Genomic DNA, 24,114 nt, shown 5'->3' with positions numbered 1-24,114 from the left:
CGGGACGCCGCGGCCCTGGTTCAGCGATTGCCGATCAGAGGTTCACCACATTGACGAAGCGCGGCGTGGCGTTGTCATCGATGCGCAGGTTGGTGAAGTCGAACAGGTTGCGATCCGCCAGTTGCGACGGAATCACGTTCTGCAGGCCGCGGAAGATGCTCTCGGTACGCCCAGGGCTTTTGCGCTCCCACTCCTGAAGCATCTCCTTGACCACCTGGCGCTGCAGGTTCTCCTGGGAGCCGCAGAGGTTGCAGGGAATGATCGGGAACTGCTTGAGGTCGGAATAGGCCTGGATGTCCTTCTCGCTGCAGTAGGCCAGCGGCCGGATCACCACGTTGCGCCCGTCGTCGGCCAGCAGCTTGGGCGGCATGGCCTTGAGCGAGCCGTTGTAGAACATGTTGAGGAAGAACGTCTCGACGATGTCGTCACGGTGGTGACCCAGGGCCATCTTGGTGGCACCGATCTCGTCGGCGAAGGTGTACAGGGTGCCACGACGCAGGCGCGAGCACAGCGAGCAGGTGGTCTTGCCTTCGGGGATCAGTTCCTTGACCACCGAGTAGGTGTCCTTCTCGACGATGTGGTACTCGATCCCCAATTCCTTGAGGTAGGCCGGCAGCACGTGCTCGGGAAAGCCGGGCTGCTTCTGGTCCATGTTCACCGCGACGATCTCGAACTTGATCGGCGCCACCTTCTGCAGGTGCAGCAGCACGTCGAGCATGGTGTAGCTGTCCTTGCCGCCGGACAGGCAGACCATGACCTTGTCGCCCTCTTCGATCATGTTGAAATCGGCGACCGCTTCGCCCGCCTGTCGACGAAGGCGTTTCTGCAGTTTGTTCTGGTTGACCGTAAGAGTGCCCATGGCGCTTGGAATCCGCGAGGTGTGTGACGAAAAGCCGAGCATTTTAAGCAAAACCCCGGCCCCGTGAAAGCGCCGCAAGGTGCTATCCAGCCAGACGGGGGTAACCGACACGACCGCGATTACCCACGGGTTTTACAGCGCGATTTGCTCTAAAGCGGCGCACATCTGAGGAAAACTCCTTCCTATACTGCGACATAAGGTCGCACACCCGTATAGACCTATACTGACCATGCCACTTGGCTGTAAGCGCTCCGTTGGGGGGCGATGGCAACATTTAAGGAGTGACTGACCATGATTCATCATGTCGTAGGACTCTTCACCCACCCCGATCAGGAATGGCGAGAAATCCGTGGCGATGCCGAGGAAAGCATCAGTCACATGTACCTCACTCACACGCTGATTCTGGCGGCGATCCCCGCTGTCTCGGCCTTTATCGGCACCACCCAGGTCGGCTGGGTCATCGGCAACCGCGCGCCGGTGATGCTGACCATGGAAAGCGCCCTGTGGATGACCATCATGTCGTACCTGGCCATGCTCTGCGGCGTGGCGGTGATGGGCGCGTTCATTCACTGGATGGCCCGGACCTACGATGCCAGCCCGAGTCTGGCGCGCTGCGTAGCCTTTGCCACCTACACCGCGACCCCGCTGTTCGTCGGCGGCCTGGCGGCCCTATATCCACACATGTGGCTGGGGATGATCATCGGCACCGCGGCAATCTGCTACACCGTGTACCTGCTCTACGTCGGACTGCCGACCTTCATGAACATCCCGTCTGACGAGGGCTTCCTGTTTTCCAGCTCGGTCCTGGCGGTGGGACTGGTGGTGCTGGTCGCGATCATGGCCTTCACCGTGATTGTCTGGGGCCTGGGCGTCGGCCCCGTGTACACCAACTGACGCCGCACCAATAATAATCCTCCATCTGCCAGCACAGGCCGCCGCAAGGCGGCCTTCTTAATGGGCCCGATCCTGCGACCATTCGGCGCCTGAACGATTCGGATTCGCCGGTCTTTGCGGCATACTCAGCCACTCTGGAGAGCCGTTAAGCATGCCCGAGCAACTCAATACCCGCGTCGAAGACTGTTTCCTACTCGCTGAATCCTTTTTCAAACGTCCTTTCAAACGCCCGGTGGTCAGCCTCAAGTTGCGCGGCCAGAAAGCCGGGGTCGCTCATTTGCATGAAAACCTGCTGCGCTTCAATCCCCAGCTGTACCGGGAAAACACCGAAGACTTCCTCAAGCAGACGGTGGCCCATGAGGTGGCCCACCTGATCGCTCACCAACTGTTTGGCGAGCGCATCCAGCCCCATGGCGAGGAATGGCAACTGATCATGCGCGGGGTCTATGAACTGCCGCCCAATCGCTGTCACACCTATGCGATCAAACGTCGCAGCGTGACCCGCTACATCTATCGCTGCCCCTGCGCCGAGAGCGATTTCCCGTTTTCGGCCCAGCGCCACAAGCTGGTGGCACAAGGTCGCCGCTACCTGTGCCGACGCTGCCGGCACACCCTGGTGTACAGCGGGGAAACCAGGGTCGAGTGACAGAAGCCAAAGCGCTTCGCCGGCCGGTTCCTAGCCGATGATCCCCTCGCTTCGAAGTGCCTCGATGCGCTCGGCGCTGTAGCCCAGCTCCGTCAGCACCTCAACACAATGGGCGCCCAGCCTGGCGCCGATATGCCGCGGCTCGGGCAAGCCCTGGGAGAACTTCAGCGGACAGGCGATCTGCGCCTGGAAGCTGCCGTCCTCACGGGGCACCTGCCTGACCAGTTGCCGGGCCTGCAACTGCGGATGCTGCACCGCCTCGGCCAGACTCAGGACCGGCTCGACACAGGCGTCGAGCCCGGCGAACAGCTGGCAGAGTTCGGCGAAGTCGTGTTTTTCGAACTCGATCTGCAAGGCCTGCTTGAGGGCCTGTTGCTGCTCCGGTACAGGCGACAAGCCCTGGGCCGCCAGCTCCGGACGCCCCAGGGCCTGACACAACTGTTGCATGAACACCGGCTCCAGGCTGCCCACTGACAGCCAGCGACCATCCCGACTGCGGTAGTAGTCGTAGAAACTGCCGCCGTTGAGCGCCTGCTGCTCCATCCCCGGCTCGACCCCGCAGGCCAGATAACCGGCGCCGGCCATGGCGTTCAGACTGAACACACAGTCGGTCATGCTGATATCCAGGTGCTGACCCTGACCACTGTGCTGACGGGCGATAACCGCCGCCAAGAGGCCAATCACCCCGTGCAGCGAGCCACCGGCGATGTCGGCCGCCTGAATGCCCAGGGGCAAGGGTCCCTGATCGCGACGCCCGGTCTGGCTGGCCAGTCCGGCCAGGGCCAGGTAATTGATGTCGTGTCCGGCGCGGTCCTTGTAGGGCCCGGTCTGGCCATAGCCGGTAATGGACACGTAGATCAGCCGCGGATTGATCGCCTTCAAGGCTTCGTAGCCCAGCCCCAGGCGCTCCATCACCCCCGGGCGAAACTGTTCGAGGAGAATGTCATGCTCCTGCAGCAGTTGCCACACCACCTCCAGTGCTTCGGGCCGCTTGAGGTCCAGGGCCAGGCTGCGCTTGTTGCGATTGAGGTAGGCGTGGCTGGCGGACACCCCCCGATCGTGGGGCGGCAGCACCCGCAACAGGTCCATGCGGGTCGGCGACTCGATGCGCAGCACCTCGGCGCCCATGTCCGCCAGCAGCAGCGAGGCGAACGGCCCCGGCAGCAGGGTGGAGAAATCCAGTACCTTGAGTGACGCCAACGGCCCTTGCATGTGCCCTCTCCTCTTGATCGACCGCCAGAGAGTAGGCAGCCGCAAGCACTGCAACAATTACCACAATGCTCAGCCGGACTGACCGTTGCGCTCATCCACCAGGCCATAAAAAACCCGCCGTAGCGGGTTTCTTATGTTCAGCCAGGCTTACTTGATGGTGGGTGCCGGACCTTCGGCCACACCCAGATCATCCGTTTCGCGGGTGTCGCTGATGGCACGACCACCGGAAGCCAGTTCGACTTGCAGCTTGTCTTCGTCCAGCTCCTTGACCCACTTGGCGACCACCAGGGTGGCCACCGCGTTGCCTACCAGGTTGGTCAGGGCGCGAGCCTCGGACATGAAGCGGTCGATGCCCAGGATCAGCGCCAGGCCGGCCACCGGCAGGTGGCCCACGGCCGACAGGGTTGCCGCCAGGACGATGAAGCCGCTGCCGGTCACGCCCGCGGCGCCTTTGGAGGACAGCAGCAGCACCAGCAGCAGGGTGATCTGGTGGGTGATGTCCATGTGGGTATCAGTGGCCTGGGCGATGAACACCGCGGCCATGGTCAGGTAGATCGACGTACCGTCGAGGTTGAACGAGTAACCGGTTGGAATCACCAGGCCGACCACCGACTTCTTGGCACCCAGGCGCTCCATCTTGATCAGCATGCGCGGCAGGGCCGACTCCGAGGAGGAAGTGCCCAGCACGATCAGCAACTCTTCACGGATGTAGCGGATCAGCTTGATCACGCTGAAGCCGTGGGCACGGCAGATGGCCCCCAGGACCACCAGCACGAACACCACGCAGGTGATGTAGAAGCAGATCATCAACTGGCCCAGTTGCACCAGGGAGCCGACGCCGTAGGCACCGATGGTGAACGCCATGGCACCCAGCGCACCCAGGGGCGCCAGCTTCATGATCATGTTGATGATGTTGAACATCACGTGGGCGAAACGATCGATGAAGTCCAGCACCGGCTTGCCATAGGCACCCAGGCGATGCAGGGCGAAACCGAAGATCACCGAGAACATCAGCACTTGCAGGATGTCGCCGTTGGCAAAGGCACCGACGATGGTGGTCGGAATCACGTTGAGGATGAAGCCGACGATGCTCTGGTCATTGCCTGCGGTCACATAGGCCGCGACTTTCGAGGCATCCAGGGTCGAGGCGTCGATATGCATGCCGGCACCCGGCTGCACCACGTTGACCACGATCAGGCCGATCAGCAGGGCGATGGTGGAGACGATTTCGAAGTACAGCAGCGCATAGCCGCCGGTCTTGCCGACCGATTTCATGTTCTGCATGCCGGCGATGCCACTCACCACGGTGCAGAAAATGATGGGGGCAATGACCATCTTGATCAGTTTGATGAACCCGTCACCCAGGGGCTTGAGGGCCACGCCGGTCTGAGGGTAGAAGTGACCGAGCAGGATGCCGATGGCGATGGCAACGATCACCTGGAAATACAGGGATTTGTACAGTGGCTGACGAGTCGTCATTGCAAAGTTCCTCAAGAGCCCCGGCATACAGCTTCCGTCGATGCATGCGGTGCCTAAAGTGCGAACCCTCCTGCACTGGAGGGATTTGTTGTGTCGAACTGCGTGCTGGCAGATCTTCCGGCTCTATCGCAAAGCCCGTGCCACCTTGCCCAAAAGCCCTGCAGGCCTTTAGACATCAGGGGGCGGGCCGATCCTTGCATTCGTTGCGCCCGGTGAAGCTGGCGGATATCCGCCCATTCATCGAGCCTCGTCCTACAATTTGGCGGATATCCGCCTTGTTCCCTCGTGAGGGGGCTGGCTAACATCCGCCACTCAATGGACGGACCAGCCTCATGCGTGAACGCACCATCGCCAGCCACTTTGCCCGCGCCGCCTTAGGCGGGGCGCGCCGTCGCGGCCACGATTGCGAGCCGCTCCTGCAGCGACTGGGCATCAGCCCGGAGCTGTTGAACCAACCCAAGGCGCGCATCGCTCCGGAGCAGTTCACCAGCCTGCTGCAACAACTGTGGCTGGAGCTGGACGACGAATACCTCGGCTTCGCCCATGGCCCCAGCAAACGCGGGACGTTCGCCATGATGTGCCACGCCCTGATCCATTGCCGCACCTTGGAAAAAGCACTGCAGCGCGGCTTATTGTTTTATAGCTTGTTTCCGGAAGCTCCGCGTCTGAGTCTGACGCGTGAGGGAGAAATGGCTCGACTGAGCCTGGATGATTCTGAACTGTGGGACCCCGAGCACTTTCTCAGCGAAAGCCTGCTAGTGATCTGGCACCGCCTGGGCAGTTGGTTGATCGGCCAGCGCATTCGCCTGGAGCAGGCCGGCTTCAGCTATCCGAAACCCGAACACGCCGCGGAATACGACCTGCTTTTCCCCTGCCCCCTGGAGTTCGCACAGCAACGCAGCAGCCTGTTGTTCCACAGCCGCTACCTGGGCATGCCGCTGCTGCAGGATGAACGCACCCTCAAGCACTTCCTCGAACGCTCCCCCGCCGACCTGCTGTCGCGGCCGGACGAAGGCGACAGCCTTAGCAGCCAGTTACGCCGCCTGCTCAGCCACGACCGCGAGCGCTGGCCCGATCTGGAAAGCGTCGCGCAGCACCTGCACGTCAGCCCCCAGACCCTGCGCCGCCACTTGCGCGAGGAAGGCTCGAGCTTTCAGGGCTTGAAGGATGAACTGCGCCGCGACATTGCCATCTTCCACCTGGGCCGCGCCGACCTGTCGTTGCAACAGATCGCCGAGCACCTGGGCTTTTCCGAACCGTCGGCGTTTCATCGGGCGTTCAAGAAATGGACCGGCCTGACCCCGGGCGCCTATCGAGCCCGGGACCGCTAGCACAGGGTGTAGCGCTAGAGAGCCGGGAAGTGAATGCGGAATGCCGCACCGCCCAGGGCCGAATCCCCCAGGGTCAGCTGCGCGCCGTAACTCTCGATGATGTCCTTGACCACCGCCAGGCCAATGCCCTGCCCCGGGTGCTGGCGATCCAGGCGCTCACCGCGCTGCAGAATCCGCGCCCGCTGATCCGGCGGCACGCCGGGACCGTCGTCCTCCACGCACAACTCAGCGCCGTCGAGGGTTTCGCGCACGCTGATGCGTACCGAGCCCAGGCACAGGCGGTAGGCGTTCTCCAGCAGGTTGCCGAGCAACTCCAGCAAGGCGCCCTGCTCGATCGGCACATAGCAGCGCTCGGGCAAATCGAAGGACACCCGCACCTGCTTGTCGCGATAGACCTTGTCCAGGGTGTCGCACAGGCTCTGCAACACCGGCCGCAGACGCACCTGATGGCGCACCAAGCCGCTCTTGCGCAGGCTGGCACGCTGCAACTGATAGCTGATCTGCTGGCTCATGCGCTCGATCTGCGCTTGCAGGACCCAGGCCTGCTCCCGATCCTGAGGTCGCTGGGCCATATCCTCGCTCACCCCTTGCAACACCGTCAGCGGGGTTTTCAGGCTGTGGGCCAGGTCATCCAGGGAGTCCCGATAGCGGCTGCGCTGTTCGCGCTCGCTTTGCAGCAGGCGGTTCAAGGAGCCGGTCAGCCGCAACAGCTCCCGCGGGTGTTCCTCGCTCAGGCTCTGGCGGGTGCCGCTTTCGATCTGGTCCAGCTCCTGACTCAGGCGTCGCAGGGCCTGCAAGCCCCAGGTCAGGCCCATCCACAGCAGCGCCAGAAGCACCAGCAATGCCGCGCCAAATCCCAGATAGAGGTTCTCCCGCACGCCTTCGAGGGTCTGCTGGTACTCGCGCACCGGCTGCAGCGCCACAATACTGAAGGCCGCATTCTTGCCTCCCAGCAGCTTGATCTCGACGTCGTAGACGAAGAACTCCTGGCCATTGGCTTCGCGGATCCTGGCGAACTCGTTGCCACGCCCGTCGTACCGCGGACGGTAGTTGATGTTCTCTTCCTGGGTGGCCCGGGAGCGCCAGACCAGATGCCCCTCGCGATCGTAGATGTAGCCCAGCAGGCGACTGTCGGCGAGGTTGAAGCGCTCGTCGGGCAACTGTGCGGGCATCTGCAGGCGATTGTTTTCGATCCGCGCCGCCGAAATCAGGGTGGTGACGTCGGAGGCCAGGCGCTGCTCGATGGAGTCCTGCAGCGCCAGGCTGAACGCGCCCTGCATGGCCGGCAGCAACGCCAACATGAACAGCACTGCCAGGGTGGTGGCGGCCAGCATCAGGCGCAGGCGCAGCGATCGAATCATCGGCAGCGCTCGTTGAACAGGTAGCCCAGCCCACGCACCGTATCGATGGGCTTGAAGCCCGAAGGCGCTTCAAGCTTGCGCCGCAGGCGCCCCACCAGCACCTCGATGACATTCGGATCGCGCTCGTCGTCGTCCGGATACAGTTGCTCCATCAAACGGTCCTTGGCCACCACCTGCTGGTGATGGCGCATCAGGTATTCGAGGATCCGGTATTCATAGGCGGTCAGCGCCAGGGGCTGCTCATCCAGGGACGCCTGTTTGCGGTTCAGGTCCAGCAACAGCGGCCCGGCAACGATGGTCGACTGGGTAAAGCCGCTGGAGCGGCGCAGCAACGCATTGAGCCGCGCATCCAGTTCCTCGAACTGAAAGGGCTTGACCACATAGTCGTCGGCACCGGCGGCCAGGCCTTCGACCTTGTCCTGCCAGTTGCCGCGAGCGGTGAGGATGAGGATCGGAAATGCCTTGCCCCGGGCGCGCAGCTGGCGGATCAGGTCCAGCCCGCCCATGCCGGGCAAGCCCAGGTCGATCACCGCCAGGTCGTGATTGAACTGCTCGGTCTGGTACAACGCCTCCTCGGCGTTGGCCACGGACTCGACCACGTGACCGCTGTCGGTGAGGCGGGTTTGCAAGTGATGACGCAACAGCGCCTCATCTTCGACGACCAGCAACTTCATAACGCTCTCCCAGGCAAAATTCGACATCTCCAGGGGCGCCCCTGCGCCCTGATGATCAATGCACCCGCGCCGGACCATGCCCAAGGCATGGTCCGGCGCGGTTCAGGCCAGGCCGCTTATCAGAAAGCGTAGTTGGCCGACAGATAGGTCTGGGCGCTGCTGGTCAGGCTCAGTGAACCTTGCTTGCTGCCGCCCCGTTCGCTCATCTCGGTCCCGGCATTGCTGCGCAGGTAACGGTAGCCGAGCTCCACCGAGGTGTTCTGTGAAATCTGCTGCAGGACACCGGCCTGCACGCCGACCGCGTAGCCGATGTCACTGTCGCGGCTGAAGCCCGGGGACTCCTGGGTCAGCTTGGTCAGGCCGGCCGTGCCGCCGCCAAAGAGCTTGGTGGTACCGGTCACCGGCAGGAACATATCGTAACTGCCCAGCAGGTTCTGCTGACGCAGTTTAATGCCGTTGTGAGAGCCGGAAACGTAATCGTAAGTGGCGTAGTAGCGGCCCTGGTCGTTCTGTTGCCCCAGGCGCACGCCCCAGGTGTTGTCCTTGCCGATCACGCCATCGGCATTCGGATGACCGAGGTTGCTGTTGAGCTGGCTGGACTTTTTAACCTTGTCGCTGGTCTGGCCGAAGGTCAGGCTGGCGAAGTTGCTGTCAGCGGCTTGAACGGCGGCGCTGGCGCCGAGCACGGTAAAGGCGAGGATCAGTTTTTTCAATGAAGTCATAGGAAGTTTCCTTTGCGCTATTGGCTTTTTGGGTGCCGGGCCAGAGTAACCAGCCCGCCCTGAACTCCCCCTGAACACCTCCTTAACCTCGCCTGAACCAGAGCCACATGATTGTTTTTACCGGCGTTTAACCCCAACAAGCTTCCCGTACGGAGCGCCACCCCCTCGCTGGGCAGCACGCAGCGCTACCCTCGAACCCGTCAACCCGGCAAACTAGCGGCCATGAATGCACTCCCCTCTCTCCCCCTCTGCTGCACCCCTCCGGAGGCCTCCTGGCCCTTGCCGGAAGCCTTGCCCCACACCCGCTGGCTGAGCACTCGGTTCGACCCCGGGCAACTGACTGCGGACGATTTCCAGCGCAGCGGCATTCCCGCACCGCCCAGCATCCAGCGCTCAGTAGCCAAGCGCCAGGCGGAATTTCTCGCCGGGCGCCTGTGCGCGCGGGAGGCCCTGCGCCAACTGCAACAACTGGACTGGGTGCCGCCGATCGGCGCCGACCGGGCACCGGTCTGGCCGGAACATATCTGTGGCTCGATCACCCACAGCACCGGCCGGGCGGCCGCCATCGTCGCCGACAAGCAGCACTGGCGAGCCCTGGGCATGGATCTGGAAAAGCTCCTCGGCGAGGAACGTGCAGCCAATCTGGCCGGGCAGATCCTCACCCCGGCGGAGCTGCTGCGTCGCGACCGCTTGCCGGCCGAGCAGCACGCACTGGCCGTGACCCTGACCTTCTCGATCAAGGAAAGCCTGTACAAGGCCCTGTATCCGCTGGTGCAGAAAAGCTTCTATTTCGAACATGCCGAAGTGCTGGAGTGGTCGCCAGCGGGCCAGGTGCGCATGCGCCTGCTCACCGACCTGTCCGAGGAATGGCACCACGGCCGCGAACTGCTGGGTCAGTTCGTCGTCGAGGCAGGCCAGTTGCTGAGCCTGATCGCGATCAAACCCTGAACACGCGCATCCTCAACGGGGCTCCTGATGCCGCGGCCAGCTCAAGCTGAAGCAGGCGCCCCCGAGACTGTTGCTCTTGCTGATCAGCGCCCGACCGTCGTGCCAGTGAATGATCCGCCGCACAATGGACAGGCCCAATCCATGTCCACCGGAAGCACGGGTCCGACTGTCGTCCAGACGCAGGAACGGCGTGAAGATTTTTTCCCAGGCACTTTCCGGTACACCGGGCCCGTCATCCTCCACATCCACCCGACAGCGCAACTGGCCCACCTGATAACTGACGGTCACCTGGGAGTGTGCGTGGCGCATGGCGTTGCTCACCAGATTCTGCAGCGCCCGGTGCAGATAACGCGGCTCGGCCTCGACCCAGGCGCCATCGCACTCGACCGCAGACAGGCACAGGCCGCGATGGACCTTGAGATTGGCCCGCAACGGCGCCAGCTCGTCGATCACTTGATTGATCAGGGCATCGAGGTCGATGCGCTGGAAGTTCAGGGCCGGCGAGCCCTGCTCCAGGCGGGCATAGGTGAGCATCTCGTCCACCAGCCGATCGAGGTCCTGAATATCGTTGTCCATGCCGTCCAGGTACTTTTGCCGAGCCTGGTCGGTGCTCGCCGAGGCGATCATCTCCAGGCCAAAACGCAGGCGCGCCACCGGGGTACGCAGTTCGTGGGACACCGCCCGCACCAGTTCACGCTGGATCGCCAGCAGCCGTTGCAGGTGTTCGGCCATGCCATTGAAGGCGGCCGCCAGACGCCCCACCGAATCCGCGCCCCGGGCCGGCACCCGGGTTTCCAGGCTGCCCTTGGCAATCCGCGTGGCCGCCGATTCCAGGCCGCTGAGGCGGCGCTCCAACTGGCGCACCAACAGGTAGACGATCAACCCGATCAGGCTCAGCCCGAGCACGGCAATCAACACCAGCCATTGCGGCGGATAAGGGTTCATCTGGTACAGGGGACCGATTTCCAGCACCCAGGGCGTGCCCACCAGACCGGCGAAGACCCGGATCGAGTCACCGCCCTTGCCCAGGGCCATCACCGTATCGCCCTCGGCCACCCGACGGCGCTGGTCCTCATCCATATCCGCGGCATCCAGGGTCGCCAGGTGCATGTCGAAGCCAAACCCCTTGGCCTGCTTGAGCGCCGCCAGACGCTGTGGCTGCTCGGCCACCGGGTAGCGCACCAGCTCGTCCGCCAGCAGGTAGATGGTGGCCCGGGCCAGTTGTTCGCTGATCTGCTGCACCTCGGCACTGAGCAGCAACTGCTCCCGCTCGCTGACCAGGCGGTAGACCCGGGCCGCGAAGGGACCGGTCTGTTCCACCAGCGCCTGCCCGCGCAGCACCCGGCCACGCTGGCTGCTGTCCAGATCGGTCTGGCTGAAGGTCTTCAGGCTCAGGGGAATGCCCAGCAAGCGCTGCCACACCAGCAAGGCCCGGCGACGCTCGATCTCGCTCATCGGCTGCAGATTGTCCGCCATCAGCGAGAAGGTGCCGTGGGCCAAGCGTTCGCGGTATTGCTCGCTGCGCACTTCGTTGAGCAGGTGCAAGGCCAGCACCCCCAGCAGCGCCACCAGAATCAGCGCGGCACACATGCCGCCATAGATACGCAGGAAGATCGAGTTCACAAGGGCATGTCGGCAGCGGCTTCGGGGACGAACAGATAACCCTTGCTGCGAATGGTCTTGATCAGCCGCGGGTGCTCCGGGTCATCGCCGATCTTGGGACGGATGCGCGAGATGCGCACGTCGATGGAGCGGTCCTGGCCGTCATAACCAATCCCCCGCAGGGCATTGAAGATTTCCTCGCGGGACAGAATCCGCCCGGCATTCACCACCAGCAGCCACAGCAGATCGAATTCGGCGCTGGTCAACTCGATTCCCACGTCGCTCAGCCAGGCTTCGCGCAGGGCGCTGTCCACCACCAAGGGCCCGAAGCGCAGGCGCCGGCTTTTCTCCGGGGCGGGCTCGGGCGTCTCGCTGCGCCGCAGCAGCGCCTGGATCCTGGCCAGCAACAGGCGGGGACGCACGGGCTTGCACACGTAGTCATCGGCCCCCAGGTCCAGCCCCATGACCTGATCCATATCATCGGTGCGGGCGGTGAGCATGAGGATCGGCCCATCGTAGCGATCCCGGACCTTGCGGCAGATGCTCAGGCCGTCCTCGCCGGGCAGCATCAGGTCGAGGATCACCAGGTCCGGCTGCTCGGCGATGATCCTGTCGGCAGCCAGGGCGCCATTGCCTTCGATCGCCACCTGCAGTCCGTTGCTCTCCAGATATTCACGGGTCAACTCAGCCAGACGCTGGTCATCCTCGACAATCAGTACCTGCCAGGCTTCTTGCTCCACGCTCGACCTCTTTATTGCCAGCACTCATTGGACACAAGGCACCCGTCTTTTTGTCATGAAAAAGGCGGATAACCTGTCGTGGAAAACGCAGTCGTCGCTGCATGGACCGCGGCGGATTGTAGCAACCGGCATGCGCCCCCACACAAGCGACTAAAACGACTCGGTCGGGGCGATTTTTTGTGATAGGGTTCGCGCCCGCAAAAATCCGCCCAAGGCAATTTTCAGGGATAAAAAACAGTGACGGACGGTTGCATGCACTGGGACTGCGGGCTGCATGAGTTTTACCCCAGTCCATACACAATTTACGCACAACCTTATCCACAGGCAGTACGTTGCAATCAGTCCCCCAAACGCATTATCTTGTAGCCCGGCGGCTAAAAATCCCTATATCTAGGGTTTTACACAAAAAACCAAACACAATTCAGACGAGAAACTCAAGCCCTTTTCTTGCCCCGTTTGGTGGAACCAATCGCTGTTTCAAAAGACCAACACCGCGCGTGCGGATGGCATCGTTTTCCACCCTGTCCAGGAGAAAGCGGTACGGGTGTTGCAGCCACAATACTGTCACCCACCAGGAATAAGGTGCCGAGCCACTGGCTCGACGCCCAAGACTTCGGCATGGAAGCGGCGCCCATAGCCCCCTTCCTGAACTGTCCCGAAGTCGTTATGCCCGGCCTCTGCCGGTTGTAGTGCTTCAGGACGGAACGGTGGGCACCTCATTGGTGCCCAAACAAACATAGAGAACGTGGAGACACCCATGCAAACCGACACAACTCGCGAGAACCCGCAGGCCAATGCGCCGCAGGCCGCCGATTCCAACCTGGATCTGTCTGCTACCGCCCCTGGCCAATTGCGCGTGATCAAGCGTAACGGCACTGTCGTTGCCTACACCGACGACAAGATCACCGTCGCTATCACCAAAGCGTTCCTCGCAGTTGAAGGCGGCACCGCCGCTGCCTCGTCGCGAATCCACGACACCGTGGCGCGCCTGACCGAGCAGGTCACCGCAACCTTCAAGCGTCGCATGCCTTCGGGCGGCACCATCCACATCGAAGAGATCCAGGATCAGGTCGAACTGGCCCTGATGCGTGCCGGCGAACAGAAAGTGGCCCGCGACTACGTGATCTACCGCGATTCCCGCGCCAAGGAACGCGCCACCCGCTCCAGCAGCGAAGCGCCGGTACAGGCCCACCCATCGATCCGCATCACTCGCGCCGATGGCAGCCTCGCGCCCCTGGACATGGGCCGCCTGAACACCATCGTCAGCGAAGCCTGCGAAGGCCTGGAAGAGGTCGACGGCGACCTGATCCAGCGCGAAACCCTGAAGAACCTCTACGACGGCGTAGCCCTGAAGGACGTCAACACCGCTCTGGTGATGACCGCTCGCACCCTGGTGGAGCGCGAGCCGAACTACTCGTTCGTCACCGCCCGCCTGCTGATGGACACCCTGCGTGCCGAAGGCCTGGGCTTCCTCGAAGTCGCCGAAAGCGCCACCCACCACGAAATGGCCGACCTGTACGCCAAGGCACTGCCGGCCTACGTCGCCAAGGGTATCGAGTTCGAACTGCTGAACCCGGTCCTGGCCGAATTCGACCTGGAAAAACTCGGCAAGGCGATCAACCACGAACGCGACCAGCAGTTCACCTACCTGGGCCTGCAAACCCTGTACGACCGCTACTTCATCCACAAGGATGGCGTGCGTTTCGAACTGCCGCAGATCTTCTTCATGCGCGTGGCCATGGGCCTGGCGATCGAAGAGAAACAGCGCGAAGACCGCGCCATCGAGTTCTACAACCTGTTGTCGTCCTTCGACTACATGGCTTCGACTCCGACCCTGTTCAACGCCGGCACCCTGCGTCCACAGCTGTCGAGCTGCTACCTGACCACCGTTCCGGACGACCTGTCGGGCATCTACGGCGCCATCCACGACAACGCCATGCTGTCGAAATTCGCCGGCGGCCTGGGCAACGACTGGACGCCGGTGCGTGCGCTGGGTTCCTACATCAAGGGCACCAACGGCAAATCCCAGGGCGTCGTGCCTTTCCTGAAAGTGGTCAACGACACCGCCGTCGCCGTGAACCAGGGTGGCAAGCGCAAAGGCGCTGTCTGTGCCTACCTGGAAACCTGGCACATGGACATTGAAGAGTTCATCGAGCTGCGCAAGAACACCGGTGATGATCGTCGTCGTACCCACGACATGAACACCGCCAACTGGATCCCCGACCTGTTCATGAAGCGCGTCTTCGATGACGGCAAGTGGACCCTGTTCTCGCCATCGGAAGTGCCGGATCTGCACGACCTGACCGGCAAGGCCTTCGAAGAGCGCTACGAGTACTACGAAGCCCTGACCGAATACAACAAGATCAAGCTGTTCAAGACCGTCCAGGCCAAAGACCTGTGGCGCAAGATGCTGTCCATGCTGTTCGAAACCGGCCACCCATGGCTGACCTTCAAGGACCCATGCAACCTGCGCAGCCCGCAACAGCACGTGGGCGTGGTCCACAGTTCGAACCTGTGCACCGAGATCACCTTGAACACCAACAAGGACGAGATCGCGGTCTGCAACCTGGGCTCGATCAACCTGCCGAACCACATCAAGGACGGCAAGCTCGACACCGCCAAGCTGCAACGCACCGTGAACACCGCCGTGCGCATGCTCGACAACGTGATCGACATCAACTACTACTCGGTGCCGCAAGCGAAGAACTCCAACTTCAAGCACCGTCCAGTAGGCCTGGGCATCATGGGCTTCCAGGACGCTTTGTACCTGCAGCACATCGCCTACGGTTCCGACGCGGCCGTCGAGTTCGCCGACAAGTCCATGGAAGCGGTCAGCTACTACGCGATCCAGGCTTCCTGCGACCTGGCCGATGAGCGCGGCGCCTACGAGACCTTCCAGGGCTCGCTGTGGTCCAAGGGCATCCTGCCGCTGGACTCGCAACAGATCCTGATCGAGGCCCGTGGCCAGAAGTACATCGATGTGGACCTCAACGAAACCCTGGACTGGGCGCCGGTACGTGCCCGCGTGCAGAAAGGCATTCGTAACTCCAACATCATGGCCATCGCACCGACCGCGACCATCGCCAACATCACCGGCGTATCGCAATCGATCGAGCCGACTTATCAGAACCTGTATGTGAAGTCGAACCTGTCGGGCGAATTCACCGTGATCAACCCGTACCTGGTACGCGATCTGAAAGCTCGCGGCCTGTGGGACTCGGTGATGATCAACGACCTGAAGTACTACGACGGTTCGGTACAGCAGATCGAGCGCATCCCGCAGGAGCTCAAGGAGCTCTACGCGACCGCATTCGAAGTGGAAACCAAGTGGATCGTCGACGCCGCCAGCCGTCGCCAGAAGTGGATCGACCAGGCTCAGTCGCTGAACCTGTACATCGCCGGCGCTTCGGGCAAGAAACTCGACGTGACCTACCGCATGGCTTGGTACCGTGGCCTGAAAACCACTTACTACCTCCGCGCCCTGGCCGCCACCAGCACCGAGAAGTCGACCATCAACACCGGCAAGCTGAACGCTGTTTCCAGCGGCGGCAACCACGGTGACGACTCGGTCCTGGCCGCTCCTGCCGGTCCTGCTCCAGTGCCGAAGGCTTGCGCCATCGACGAGCCGGATTGCGAAGCTTGCCAATAAGCTGAGCTGACAGGTGCCTGCGGGCACCTGCCACAACCCCCGATAGACCTCCGGTTTATCGGGGGTTTTCTTTTGCCCGCAACACAGCTGCAGGTGCCAGCTTGCCAGCGAACAGCTCCGAAGCCTTGCACTGCTTCAGAGAGCGCCTTCGCTGACAAGCCAGCCCCTACGGCAGAGGCTCCTGCAGGGTAAACAGCGCCATCGAACAGGCACAAAAAAGCCCCTCAAGGAGGGGCTTTTCGTACAGCGTGTCAGCCAACCCGCATCAGGTCATCTGGATGATGGTCTGCATGATGGTGCTCTGGGTGGAGATGGTCTTGGCGTTCGCCTGATAGTTGCTCTGGGCCTTGATCAGGTTCACCAGTTCGTTGGTCAGGTTGACGTTGGACTCTTCCAGGGAGTTAGACACTACCGCGCCCAGGGTTCCGGTCTTCGGTGCGTCATAACCTGGAATACCCGACGAGTAGGTTTCTTTCCACTGGGTGCCGCCTACCGGCTGCAGGCCTTGCTCGTTGGTGAAGCTGGCCAGGGAGATCTGGCCGATCGGCTTGGTCTGCTCGTTGCTGAAGTTGGCCAGCATGACGCCGGTGCCGTCGATGGTCAGGCTGGAGATCTGGCCAGTGGAGTAACCGTTCTGCGCGATCACCGAGCGGTTGGTATCGCCGAATACCGAACCGGTCTTGGTCATATCGATCTTCACGCCGCCCGGCGCAGGCGCTGCACCATTGGGAACGAAGACACCGTTGACCACATCACCCGGAGTCCAGGCAGTCATGGCGATATTGTTGCCATTGACGGTGAACTGGCTGACGGCCGGTGCAGCAGGCGGCGTCAGGGTCTGCAGCTTGCCCGAGGAGTCAAACTTGATAGTGATCGGCGCCTGGTTGGCCATGGTGAAAGCCGTACCATCCGGGTTGCGACCATCGATCAGGGTGTAGGTCTGCCATTCGTTGGGGTTCTGCGTCTTGATCATGTACTGATCCATGACGTGCTTGTTGCCCTGGGTGTCATACACCGGGGTACTGAACTGCTTGGTGTAGGTGGTGTTCTTGGTCGGATCGAACACATAAGCCGGAGCCGGCGCCACCGGGTTGACGTTGATCGGATCGGCGTCGGAGTTCAGGTTGATGGTCGAGGAGATCGAGTCGGTTGGCTTGGGCGCCAGGTTCGAGGTGTCGATCCGCAGGTCGGTCAACACACCGTTGATGATCTTGCCATTGGCATCCACGGCATAGCCTTGCAGACGCGCAGTGCCATCACTGTTGGTGATGAAGCCATCCTTGTCGGTCTTGAAGGTACCGGCACGGGTGTAGGTCAGGGAGCCGTTGGTGCTCAGCACGAAGAAGCCCTGGCCCTGGATACCCATGTCCAGCACGTTGCCGGTGTTGTTGATGTCACCGTTGGTGAACTGCTGGGAAACGTTGGCCAGGCGCACGCCGTTACCAATCACCTGGGTGCCGCTGCCCAGCTTGGTGGCCGAGTAAACGTCGGCAAACTCCGCGCGGGAGGACTTGAAGCCGGTGGTGGCGACGTTGGCGATGTTGTTGCCGGTAACGTCCAGCTGTTTGTTGGCAGCGTAGAGACCGCTAAGGCCGATATTGAAAGACATATTCCACTCCTTGTGCCGGTTAGTCGGCTCTAGATACCAATGGTTTGTACTTTGGACAGGCCAATCGGGCTGGTCATGCCGGCAAGGTTCAACATCAACTCGCCGCCGGTCTGGCTGATAGTCACACTGTTGACGGTCGCCGGCAGGTAGGTGATCAGATCAGTGCCCTTGCCATCGATGGTGGTGCTGGCCTTGAAGCTGTAGCTGCCCGGATCCGCCTTGGTGCCGTCCGTCTTGGTGCCATCCCAGACGAAGCTGGCGCTGCCGGCCTTCTGGCTGCCCATGTCGATGGTCTTGACGGTGTTGCCGTTCTTATCGGTGACGGTCACGGTGACCGAACTGACGCTGGATGGCACGGTGACCGAGCCGGTCATGCTCTTGCTGGTGTCAACCTGGGTAGTGCCGGTCTGCACGATCACCGAACGGCCCACCAGGGACGAAGCCTGCAGCGCCTGGGAAGACTTGTAGTTGCCCGTGATCGAGTTCACCGAGCTATTGAGGGTGGTAATCCCTTCCAGGGTGGAGAACTGCGCCAACTGGGCAACGAACGCACTGTTGTCCTGAGGATCCAGCGGGTTCTGGTTGTTCAGCTGGGTCACCAGCAGCTTGAGGAACGCATCCTTGCCCAGGGACTGCTTGCCAGTGGTGCTGTTGGTAGCGGCCGCCAGGCCGTCGGCACTGGTAGTGGTCGTGGTTTTCTTTGACGAGTTGGCCAATACGTCCTTGAGGGACGGGCCGCTGGTGGTGTCAGTAACGCTCATTGGCTTCGCCCCTTATCACTGACCGAGGGTCAGGACCTTCTGCATCATGGTTTTGGCGGTGTTCATCATTTCAGCGTTGGTCTGGAACGAGCGGCTGGCGGAAATCATGTCGGCCATTTCTTCCACCACGTTGACGTTGGGGTAGTAGACATAACCCTTGGCGTCGGCGGCCGGATGGTTCGGTTCGTAGCGAGCTTCCAGATTGCTCTGGTCTTCCACCACGCCCAGCACCTGCACGCCCTGGCCTGCGGCGTCCTGGTTCTGGAACAGCGAATCGCTGCCGCCACTCTGGGCACCCTGGAACATGGTGGCGAATACCGGATGACGCGCGCGATAGGTCTGGTCGATGCTCGACGACACGCTCTCGGCGTTGGCGATGTTACTGGCGACGGTGTTCAGACGCGTGGTCTGAGCGCTCATGCCACTACCGGCAATATTGAAAACACTGGCGAGGGACATGGATTACTCTCCGCGCAGGGCTGCTACCAGCCCTTTGAATTTGCTGTTGAGCAGCGTGAAGCTGGCCTGGAAGTCCACCGAGTTCTGCGCATAGCTCGATTGCTCCAGCTGGGCGTCCACGGTGTTCTGGTCGATCGAAGGCTGCATCGGGGTCCGATACAGCAGCGACTCGTCGCCACTGCTCAGGCCCTGGGCTTCGATGTGCCGGGTGTTGGTCATGTTCAACGCGAAGGTGCCGTTCTTGACCTTTTCGTTCTGCTCGGCGAGCACGGCGGAAAAGTCCAGATCCCGAGCCTTGTAGTTCGGGGTGTCGGCGTTGGCGATGTTGTTGGCCAGCACTTCGGCGCGCTTGGCGCGAAAGCCAAGAGCCTGTTCGTGGATACCGAGCGCTTTATCGAAGCTGATGCTCATGTCGGAAACCTTTGGGTGACCTGATTTTTCGTAATCTGGCTTTAGCAAGCTACGTGCCAAGTCCTTAAGCCCCGTAAATCAAGGCTTTGCCGACAGCGGCAAGACGGCAATGCCAGAAAAGCGGCAATGGCCTTCCGCGAATCGCCGGCAAAGCGGCAAGCGCCCTGCCGCATTTGCCACTGTTTGCAAGAAACTGACGCGCACAAAAAAGGAGGCCTGATGGCCTCCTTTTCGCTGCTGCAACTGTTGATCACTTCGCCTGGTAGATGATCCCCGGGCTGCATTGCACCATCTGGTAATGGTCCGGCAGGCCATTGAGCGCTTCGGAAGCCCCCAGAAACAGATAACCGCCAGGTTTCAGAGTGCTGTGAATGCGCATCAGGATGTCCTTCTTGACCTCGGCCGAGAAGTAGATCAGCACATTGCGGCAAAACACGACATCGAACTTGCCCAGACTGGCATAGCTGTCCAGCAGGTTGAACGAGCGAAACTCCACTCGACTCTTGATCGGCGCCTTGACCACCCAGCGTCCCGGCCCCTTGGGGTCGAAATAACGCTGCAGACGCTCGGCAGAAAGCCCGCGCCCAATTGCCAGGCTGTCATATTCGCCGGTCTTGCAGTTGTTGAGCATGGTTCCAGACAGGTCGGTGGCAACGATCTGCACCCCCATCTTCAACTGGCCCATGTTGCTGCGCTCGAACTCATCGATGGACATCGACAACGAATAGGGTTCCTGCCCCGACGAGCAAGCCGCCGACCAGATCCGCAAACGCTGGTTGGGGCTGGCCTTGATCGCTTCGGGAAGCACCTTGTTCTTCAATACTTCGAAGGGATAGGTGTCACGAAACCACAAGGTTTCGTTGGTCGTCATCGCGTCTACCACCATCTCGCGCAATCCGCTGCGAGGCTGGGTCTGAATCCGCTGAACCAGCTCACCCAAGGTTTTGAGACCTTGCTGCTCCATCAGTTTGTTGAGACGGCTCGAGACGAGATATTGCTTATTTTCCCCGAGCAAAATACCACAGGCTTTTTCCAGGAAGACCCGGAACTGTTCAAAATCCAAATTACCCGTAGACAATGCTGCCGCCTCTTAAATCTTATGTCCGCCAGGGGCTGATGCCCTCAGCTGTGGTCTGCTGCTTTGATCCGGTCAACTACCCGGGAAGCCAGGTCATCAGGACGGAACTTGGCAAGGAAGTCATCGGCACCGACCTTCTTCACCATCGCCTGATTGAACACCCCTGACAACGAAGTATGCAGGATGATATGCAGCTTTTGCATGCGTGGATCATTACGTATCTCGGCCGTGAGGGTGTAGCCGTCCATTTCGGGCATCTCGATGTCGGAAATCATCATGAGGAATTCCTCTTCCGGCTTCTTGCCCTCATCCACCAGCTTGCGCAAGTAGTCCAACGCTTGTCGCCCATCGTTCAAGGCCACCACCTCGACACCTACGGTCTGCAGGCAGCGAGTCACCTGTTTGCGCGCCACCGATGAGTCATCAACGGTCAGCACCCGCAGGGAAACAGCCTTGTGTTGGGTCTCGACATCCACCACGCCCACCGAAATGGACTCCGAGGTAGGGGCGACTTCCGCCAGCACCTTCTCGACGTCAATGATCTCGACCAACTGATTGTCCACCCGAGTGACAGCCGTGAGGTAATGGTCACGGCCAGTCCCCTTGGGCGGCGGATGGATTTCTTCCCAGTTCATATTGACGATGCGTTCCACCGAGCGCACCAGAAACCCTTGGGTCTTGGTGTTGTACTCAGTGATGATGACGAACGGATTGCTCTGATCCTGCAACCCGCCAGCACCGGTGGCCATTGCCAGATCCAGGATCGGAATGGTCGCCCCTCGTATATTCGCGACACCGCACACCACAGGATTGGATTTGGGCATCAGGGTCAGCTTGGGGCATTGCAGCACCTCGCGAACCTTGAACACGTTGATCCCGTAGAGCTGCTCACCGTCCAGACGGAACAGCAGCAGCTCCAGGCGATTCTGCCCAACCAATTGCGTGCGCTGGTTTACCGAATCCATTACACCAGCCATGCCCAGACTCCCCGAAGCTTTAAGATCCGACGCACGCTCATTGCTAAACGGCACGGCGCTTGCTTTTTAACTGTTATGAACGCCAAAACGACATTTTTCCGACGCCTGACATCCCCCTACCGCACATTGCTCTGCGGGCTGTCGGCGTTGTGTATCTTAAACCCTGGCGGCCCTGCCGTTGCTGATTCGGTCACCCTGCCTGATCTACTTATCGGCGTCACTCAAGGGTTTCTTGAATTCACGGTAGAAGACTACCTGGCTACCAGTCAAACGGAAGGACGCTACGAAATTCAGGTCAACCAGCTGGATCCCCGTATGCGCATGCCGGCGTGCGACAAGGAATTGACAGCGAGCCTGGAAAGTCCTGCCCAGCCACTGGGCAGGGTCACGGTCAAGGTACGCTGCGAAGGCAGCTCGCCCTGGACCGTGTTCGTCCCGGCCCAGGTCAAACTGTTCCGCGAAGTGGTCACCAGTTCACGACCACTCAAACGCGCCGGCATCATCGAGCCCGAAGACGTTGTGCTGCGCGAGCGGGACATCAGCCTGAGCAATCAGGGCTACCTGACCTCGGTAGACCAGGCCATTGGTCAGAAACTTGTCCGACCAATGGTCGCCGACCAACTTGTTACCCTGGGTCATCTGGAACAGGCAGAGGTGGTGCGCAAAGGCGATCACGTAGTGATCTCGGCACGCAGCGGCACCCTGAATGTACGAATGCCGGGAGAAGCACTGTCTAACGGCGGTATGAGCGAGCAGATTCGGGTCAAGAACCTGAATTCGCAACGAGTGATCAAGGCTCGTGTCACCGCCCCTGGACAGGTGGAAGTTGCCATGTAGATAACTGGCGCTCGACTCGCTCGTTCCCTAAACTGTGGCCAATCAGAGGTCGCAGATACCTGCGTTGGCTTATCGACAATCGAGCCTAAAGTTTTTCAGGGTATGGCCGAAAACATGGCAAGCGTCCAAATACCCAGAGGTTTTCTTCATCATGGTCATCGACTTCAGCCGTTTAAACAGCTCCCCTTTACTGACAGGCAGTACGCGTACCGGCACCAGCAAGGAAACCGGCGATGCCGGCAAGTCCGTGCCGCTGGCAACTGCAGCCGAGACCAGCAAAAGCGGGGAATCGGTACACCTCAGCAATGAGGCTCAACAGTTGCAGAAAATCACCGACAAGCTGCGCGATCAGCCTGCTGTCGACAAGGCCCGAGTGGCCGAGTTGAAGCAAGCCATTGCCGATGGCAGCTACAAGGTCGACAGCAACCGTGTAGCCAGCAAACTGCTCAACTTCGAAGCCCAGCGCTAGCCCCAGGCTTGCGCCAGGCTTTTGGACGCTTAATCCCCAAGGCCAGCCATGCACGACACGAATCTACTGCAACTGATCAACGATGACCTTGCTCCAGCGCAACAACTGCTGGAACTGCTCAGAGCCGAATCCGTAGCCCTGCACGGCCGTGACATGCCGCTGCTGGAGGATATTCTGGCGCAGAAACAGGCCCTGGTCATTTTGCTGGAACAGCATGGCCGCAAACGCACAGAGATCCTCGCCAGCCTTAACCTGCCGACCAATCGTGCCGGTCTTGAACAACTGGCCAGTCACTCGAGCGTGGGCGATCAACTGCTTGAGCAGGGCAGCCGACTGACCCAACTGCTCGCCGACTGCCAGGCCACCAACGAACTCAATGGCCGCTCGATCCAGATTCAGCAGGCCAGCACTGCCAACCAGTTGAAAATTCTCAACGGCGGCGAACCCCCAGCCCTTTATGACGCCCGCGGCTCCACCTCTATGCTTGCGAAGCCCCGCCCACTCAGTCAGGCTTAAACCCCAAAAATGAGCGCGCGCTACCAAGCCGTGAAACATGCTGGCAGAATGCCAGCTCCTGCGTGTAGTTGTATTTTGTCTGGAGATTGATGAACCGTGTTCAACGCCTCAAACGCGGAAGATGCTCCGCAGCCACCCAAGGTGTTCACCACTGCGTTGGAAATTTCCTCCAACCTGCGGTTGCTGCAAGAGAGCCACGACCCGCTGATCATCACTTTCCATGAGCGCAGCCAGCGTTTCCAGAGCTATCTGGTGGAAGTGGACCGCGACAGCAACATGATTGCTCTCGATGAAATGATTCCCCGCGACGGCGAGCGCTTCCTGCTGGCAGGCGAACCGTTTCGTGTTGAAGGCTTTCATGAAGGCGTGCGCATCGCCTGGGAAAGCAATGGCACGCCAACCCTGGACGAGTCCAATGGCGGCCGCTGCTACCGCACCACCTTGCCGGACGAAGTGGTCTACCATCAGCGCCGCAACGCTTTCCGTGCCGCACTCAAATTGGCGCAGTTGGTGGATATCGAACTGAGCGGCGAAAAACTCAAGTCCCCGTTGACCGGCAAGCTGCTGGATATCTCCGCCACCGGCTGCAAACTGCGCTTCGATGGCGATATTTCCTCGCGCCTGCAACTGGGCCAGGTCTACGAACGTTTTATCGCCGCCCTGCCCTTCGGCAGCATGACTGCCCCGGTCGAGCTGCGCTATCTGCACCACGAAGAACGCATCGACACCACGTTTGCCGGCGTGCGCTTTCATAACATGAGCGGCCTGGTCCAGCGCCAGGTAGAGCGCTTCGTCTATCAGTTGCAGCGTGAAGCACGGCGCTTCGACAAAGACGACCTCTGATTCAGCAGACACCATTGAAAACGGGCAGAGCCTTGCG

The 24,114-nt window shown here is 61.0% G+C and carries 23 protein-coding genes; 9 read left to right on the top strand and 14 right to left on the bottom strand.

Annotation, left to right across the window (positions count from 1 at the left end; translation table 11 throughout):
* Positions 1-34: 34 nt before the first annotated feature.
* Positions 35-859: a tRNA 2-thiocytidine(32) synthetase TtcA gene (gene ttcA, locus L1O02_RS08440; RefSeq protein WP_060840565.1), complete on the bottom strand. Its 825-nt coding sequence runs from the start codon at positions 857-859 to the stop codon at positions 35-37.
* A gap of 291 nt (positions 860-1,150) precedes the next feature.
* Here ttcA and L1O02_RS08435 point away from each other — a divergent pair, with 291 nt between their 5' ends.
* Both L1O02_RS08435 and L1O02_RS08430 read left to right on the top strand, forming a co-directional pair.
* Positions 1,151-1,753, top strand: a complete 603-nt coding sequence (locus tag L1O02_RS08435) for a Yip1 family protein (protein WP_016967577.1) — start codon at positions 1,151-1,153, stop codon at positions 1,751-1,753.
* Between the two features lie 151 nt (positions 1,754-1,904).
* Positions 1,905-2,399: a SprT family zinc-dependent metalloprotease gene (locus L1O02_RS08430; protein ID WP_016967576.1), complete on the top strand. Its 495-nt coding sequence runs from the start codon at positions 1,905-1,907 to the stop codon at positions 2,397-2,399.
* 30 nt (positions 2,400-2,429) lie between these two features.
* Here L1O02_RS08430 and L1O02_RS08425 read toward each other — a convergent pair whose 3' ends face one another.
* Both L1O02_RS08425 and L1O02_RS08420 read right to left on the bottom strand, forming a co-directional pair.
* Complete coding sequence (locus tag L1O02_RS08425) at positions 2,430-3,611, bottom strand: CaiB/BaiF CoA-transferase family protein (protein ID WP_108546123.1); 1,182 nt, start codon at positions 3,609-3,611, stop codon at positions 2,430-2,432.
* A gap of 147 nt (positions 3,612-3,758) precedes the next feature.
* A complete protein-coding gene (locus tag L1O02_RS08420; RefSeq protein WP_060840567.1) occupies positions 3,759-5,090 on the bottom strand; it encodes a dicarboxylate/amino acid:cation symporter in 1,332 nt (443 codons plus the stop codon).
* A 332-nt stretch (positions 5,091-5,422) separates the two neighbouring features.
* Here L1O02_RS08420 and L1O02_RS08415 point away from each other — a divergent pair, with 332 nt between their 5' ends.
* The gene (locus L1O02_RS08415; RefSeq protein ID WP_060840568.1) at positions 5,423-6,421 is read left to right on the top strand and encodes an AraC family transcriptional regulator; all 999 of its coding nucleotides are present in this window, start codon (positions 5,423-5,425) and stop codon (positions 6,419-6,421) included.
* A gap of 14 nt (positions 6,422-6,435) precedes the next feature.
* Here the strand turns inward: L1O02_RS08415 and L1O02_RS08410 are convergent, their stop codons facing one another.
* The 3 genes from L1O02_RS08410 to L1O02_RS08400 form a co-directional block, all read right to left on the bottom strand.
* Positions 6,436-7,782 (bottom strand): ATP-binding protein, encoded by a 1,347-nt coding sequence (locus L1O02_RS08410; protein ID WP_060840569.1) that lies wholly within the window; start codon positions 7,780-7,782, stop codon positions 6,436-6,438.
* Positions 7,779-8,456 (bottom strand): response regulator, encoded by a 678-nt coding sequence (locus L1O02_RS08405; RefSeq protein ID WP_016967571.1) that lies wholly within the window; start codon positions 8,454-8,456, stop codon positions 7,779-7,781. The genes L1O02_RS08410 and L1O02_RS08405 overlap by 4 nt, the downstream gene beginning before the upstream one ends.
* Positions 8,457-8,575: 119 nt before the next feature.
* Positions 8,576-9,178, bottom strand: a complete 603-nt coding sequence (locus L1O02_RS08400) for a hypothetical protein (RefSeq protein ID WP_060840570.1) — start codon at positions 9,176-9,178, stop codon at positions 8,576-8,578.
* Between the two features lie 222 nt (positions 9,179-9,400).
* On the opposite strand from L1O02_RS08400, the gene L1O02_RS08395 reads away from it, so the two are divergent.
* Positions 9,401-10,126, top strand: coding sequence for a 4'-phosphopantetheinyl transferase superfamily protein (locus L1O02_RS08395; protein ID WP_060840571.1), 726 nt, complete (start codon positions 9,401-9,403; stop codon positions 10,124-10,126).
* A 12-nt stretch (positions 10,127-10,138) separates the two neighbouring features.
* On the opposite strand, the gene L1O02_RS08390 is transcribed toward L1O02_RS08395, so the two are convergent.
* Entirely contained in the window at positions 10,139-11,749 is a 1,611-nt protein-coding gene (locus L1O02_RS08390) for an ATP-binding protein (protein ID WP_060840572.1), read from the bottom strand.
* On the bottom strand, positions 11,746-12,468 hold the full coding sequence (locus L1O02_RS08385) for a response regulator (protein WP_060844365.1): 723 nt from the start codon (positions 12,466-12,468) through the stop codon (positions 11,746-11,748). The genes L1O02_RS08390 and L1O02_RS08385 overlap by 4 nt, the downstream gene beginning before the upstream one ends.
* Positions 12,469-13,225: 757 nt before the next feature.
* Here L1O02_RS08385 and L1O02_RS08380 point away from each other — a divergent pair.
* Positions 13,226-16,117 (top strand): ribonucleoside-diphosphate reductase subunit alpha, encoded by a 2,892-nt coding sequence (locus L1O02_RS08380; RefSeq protein ID WP_060840574.1) that lies wholly within the window; start codon positions 13,226-13,228, stop codon positions 16,115-16,117.
* Positions 16,118-16,382: 265 nt separating this feature from the next.
* Here L1O02_RS08380 and flgE read toward each other — a convergent pair whose 3' ends face one another.
* The 6 genes from flgE to L1O02_RS08350 form a co-directional block, all read right to left on the bottom strand.
* Positions 16,383-17,726 carry a flagellar hook protein FlgE gene (flgE, locus tag L1O02_RS08375; protein WP_060840575.1) on the bottom strand — a complete coding sequence of 448 codons (1,344 nt, stop codon included), beginning with the start codon at positions 17,724-17,726 and terminating at the stop codon, positions 16,383-16,385.
* A 29-nt stretch (positions 17,727-17,755) separates the two neighbouring features.
* A complete protein-coding gene (gene flgD / locus L1O02_RS08370; RefSeq protein WP_060840576.1) occupies positions 17,756-18,487 on the bottom strand; it encodes a flagellar hook assembly protein FlgD in 732 nt (243 codons plus the stop codon).
* 15 nt (positions 18,488-18,502) lie between these two features.
* Entirely contained in the window at positions 18,503-18,946 is a 444-nt protein-coding gene (flgC, locus tag L1O02_RS08365; protein ID WP_011062742.1) for a flagellar basal body rod protein FlgC, read from the bottom strand.
* 3 nt (positions 18,947-18,949) lie between these two features.
* Complete coding sequence (gene flgB / locus L1O02_RS08360) at positions 18,950-19,357, bottom strand: flagellar basal body rod protein FlgB (protein WP_016967562.1); 408 nt, start codon at positions 19,355-19,357, stop codon at positions 18,950-18,952.
* A gap of 250 nt (positions 19,358-19,607) precedes the next feature.
* A complete protein-coding gene (cheR, locus tag L1O02_RS08355) occupies positions 19,608-20,435 on the bottom strand; it encodes a protein-glutamate O-methyltransferase CheR (protein WP_016967561.1) in 828 nt (275 codons plus the stop codon).
* Between the two features lie 44 nt (positions 20,436-20,479).
* Positions 20,480-21,412, bottom strand: a complete 933-nt coding sequence (locus tag L1O02_RS08350) for a chemotaxis protein CheV (RefSeq protein ID WP_060840577.1) — start codon at positions 21,410-21,412, stop codon at positions 20,480-20,482.
* Between the two features lie 75 nt (positions 21,413-21,487).
* Between L1O02_RS08350 and flgA the strand changes: the two genes are divergently transcribed.
* From flgA to L1O02_RS08330, 4 genes are all read left to right on the top strand, one after another.
* Positions 21,488-22,249, top strand: coding sequence for a flagellar basal body P-ring formation chaperone FlgA (gene flgA / locus L1O02_RS08345; RefSeq protein WP_060840578.1), 762 nt, complete (start codon positions 21,488-21,490; stop codon positions 22,247-22,249).
* 151 nt (positions 22,250-22,400) lie between these two features.
* Positions 22,401-22,718, top strand: a complete 318-nt coding sequence (gene flgM / locus L1O02_RS08340; RefSeq protein ID WP_060840579.1) for a flagellar biosynthesis anti-sigma factor FlgM — start codon at positions 22,401-22,403, stop codon at positions 22,716-22,718.
* A gap of 48 nt (positions 22,719-22,766) precedes the next feature.
* A complete protein-coding gene (locus L1O02_RS08335) occupies positions 22,767-23,234 on the top strand; it encodes a flagellar protein FlgN (protein WP_060840580.1) in 468 nt (155 codons plus the stop codon).
* 96 nt (positions 23,235-23,330) lie between these two features.
* A complete protein-coding gene (locus L1O02_RS08330) occupies positions 23,331-24,077 on the top strand; it encodes a flagellar brake protein (RefSeq protein WP_060840581.1) in 747 nt (248 codons plus the stop codon).
* The last annotated feature ends 37 nt before the right edge of the window (positions 24,078-24,114 follow it).

Source organism: Pseudomonas sp. BC42 (assembly GCF_021560055.1).
Classification (GTDB): domain Bacteria; phylum Pseudomonadota; class Gammaproteobacteria; order Pseudomonadales; family Pseudomonadaceae; genus Aquipseudomonas.
This window is presented reverse-complemented; position numbering and strand designations above follow the sequence as displayed.

Excerpts from the sequence above, each read along its gene's own strand:
- ttcA (WP_060840565.1), bottom strand. The coding sequence starts at position 859 with ATGGGCACTCTTACGGTCAACCAGAACAAACTGCAGAAACGCCTTCGT.
- L1O02_RS08395 (WP_060840571.1), top strand. The coding sequence starts at position 9,401 with ATGAATGCACTCCCCTCTCTCCCCCTCTGCTGCACCCCTCCGGAGGCC.
- flgM (WP_060840579.1), top strand. The coding sequence starts at position 22,401 with ATGGTCATCGACTTCAGCCGTTTAAACAGCTCCCCTTTACTGACAGGC.
- L1O02_RS08410 (WP_060840569.1), bottom strand. The coding sequence starts at position 7,782 with ATGATTCGATCGCTGCGCCTGCGCCTGATGCTGGCCGCCACCACCCTG.
- L1O02_RS08335 (WP_060840580.1), top strand. The coding sequence starts at position 22,767 with ATGCACGACACGAATCTACTGCAACTGATCAACGATGACCTTGCTCCA.
- L1O02_RS08430 (WP_016967576.1), top strand. The coding sequence starts at position 1,905 with ATGCCCGAGCAACTCAATACCCGCGTCGAAGACTGTTTCCTACTCGCT.
- L1O02_RS08415 (WP_060840568.1), top strand. The coding sequence starts at position 5,423 with ATGCGTGAACGCACCATCGCCAGCCACTTTGCCCGCGCCGCCTTAGGC.
- flgA (WP_060840578.1), top strand. The coding sequence starts at position 21,488 with ATGAACGCCAAAACGACATTTTTCCGACGCCTGACATCCCCCTACCGC.
- L1O02_RS08400 (WP_060840570.1), bottom strand. The coding sequence starts at position 9,178 with ATGACTTCATTGAAAAAACTGATCCTCGCCTTTACCGTGCTCGGCGCC.
- L1O02_RS08435 (WP_016967577.1), top strand. The coding sequence starts at position 1,151 with ATGATTCATCATGTCGTAGGACTCTTCACCCACCCCGATCAGGAATGG.
- L1O02_RS08420 (WP_060840567.1), bottom strand. The coding sequence starts at position 5,090 with ATGACGACTCGTCAGCCACTGTACAAATCCCTGTATTTCCAGGTGATC.
- L1O02_RS08425 (WP_108546123.1), bottom strand. The coding sequence starts at position 3,611 with ATGCAAGGGCCGTTGGCGTCACTCAAGGTACTGGATTTCTCCACCCTG.
- flgE (WP_060840575.1), bottom strand. The coding sequence starts at position 17,726 with ATGTCTTTCAATATCGGCCTTAGCGGTCTCTACGCTGCCAACAAACAG.
- L1O02_RS08380 (WP_060840574.1), top strand. The coding sequence starts at position 13,226 with ATGCAAACCGACACAACTCGCGAGAACCCGCAGGCCAATGCGCCGCAG.
- flgB (WP_016967562.1), bottom strand. The coding sequence starts at position 19,357 with ATGAGCATCAGCTTCGATAAAGCGCTCGGTATCCACGAACAGGCTCTT.
- flgC (WP_011062742.1), bottom strand. The coding sequence starts at position 18,946 with ATGTCCCTCGCCAGTGTTTTCAATATTGCCGGTAGTGGCATGAGCGCT.
- L1O02_RS08405 (WP_016967571.1), bottom strand. The coding sequence starts at position 8,456 with ATGAAGTTGCTGGTCGTCGAAGATGAGGCGCTGTTGCGTCATCACTTG.
- L1O02_RS08350 (WP_060840577.1), bottom strand. The coding sequence starts at position 21,412 with ATGGCTGGTGTAATGGATTCGGTAAACCAGCGCACGCAATTGGTTGGG.
- flgD (WP_060840576.1), bottom strand. The coding sequence starts at position 18,487 with ATGAGCGTTACTGACACCACCAGCGGCCCGTCCCTCAAGGACGTATTG.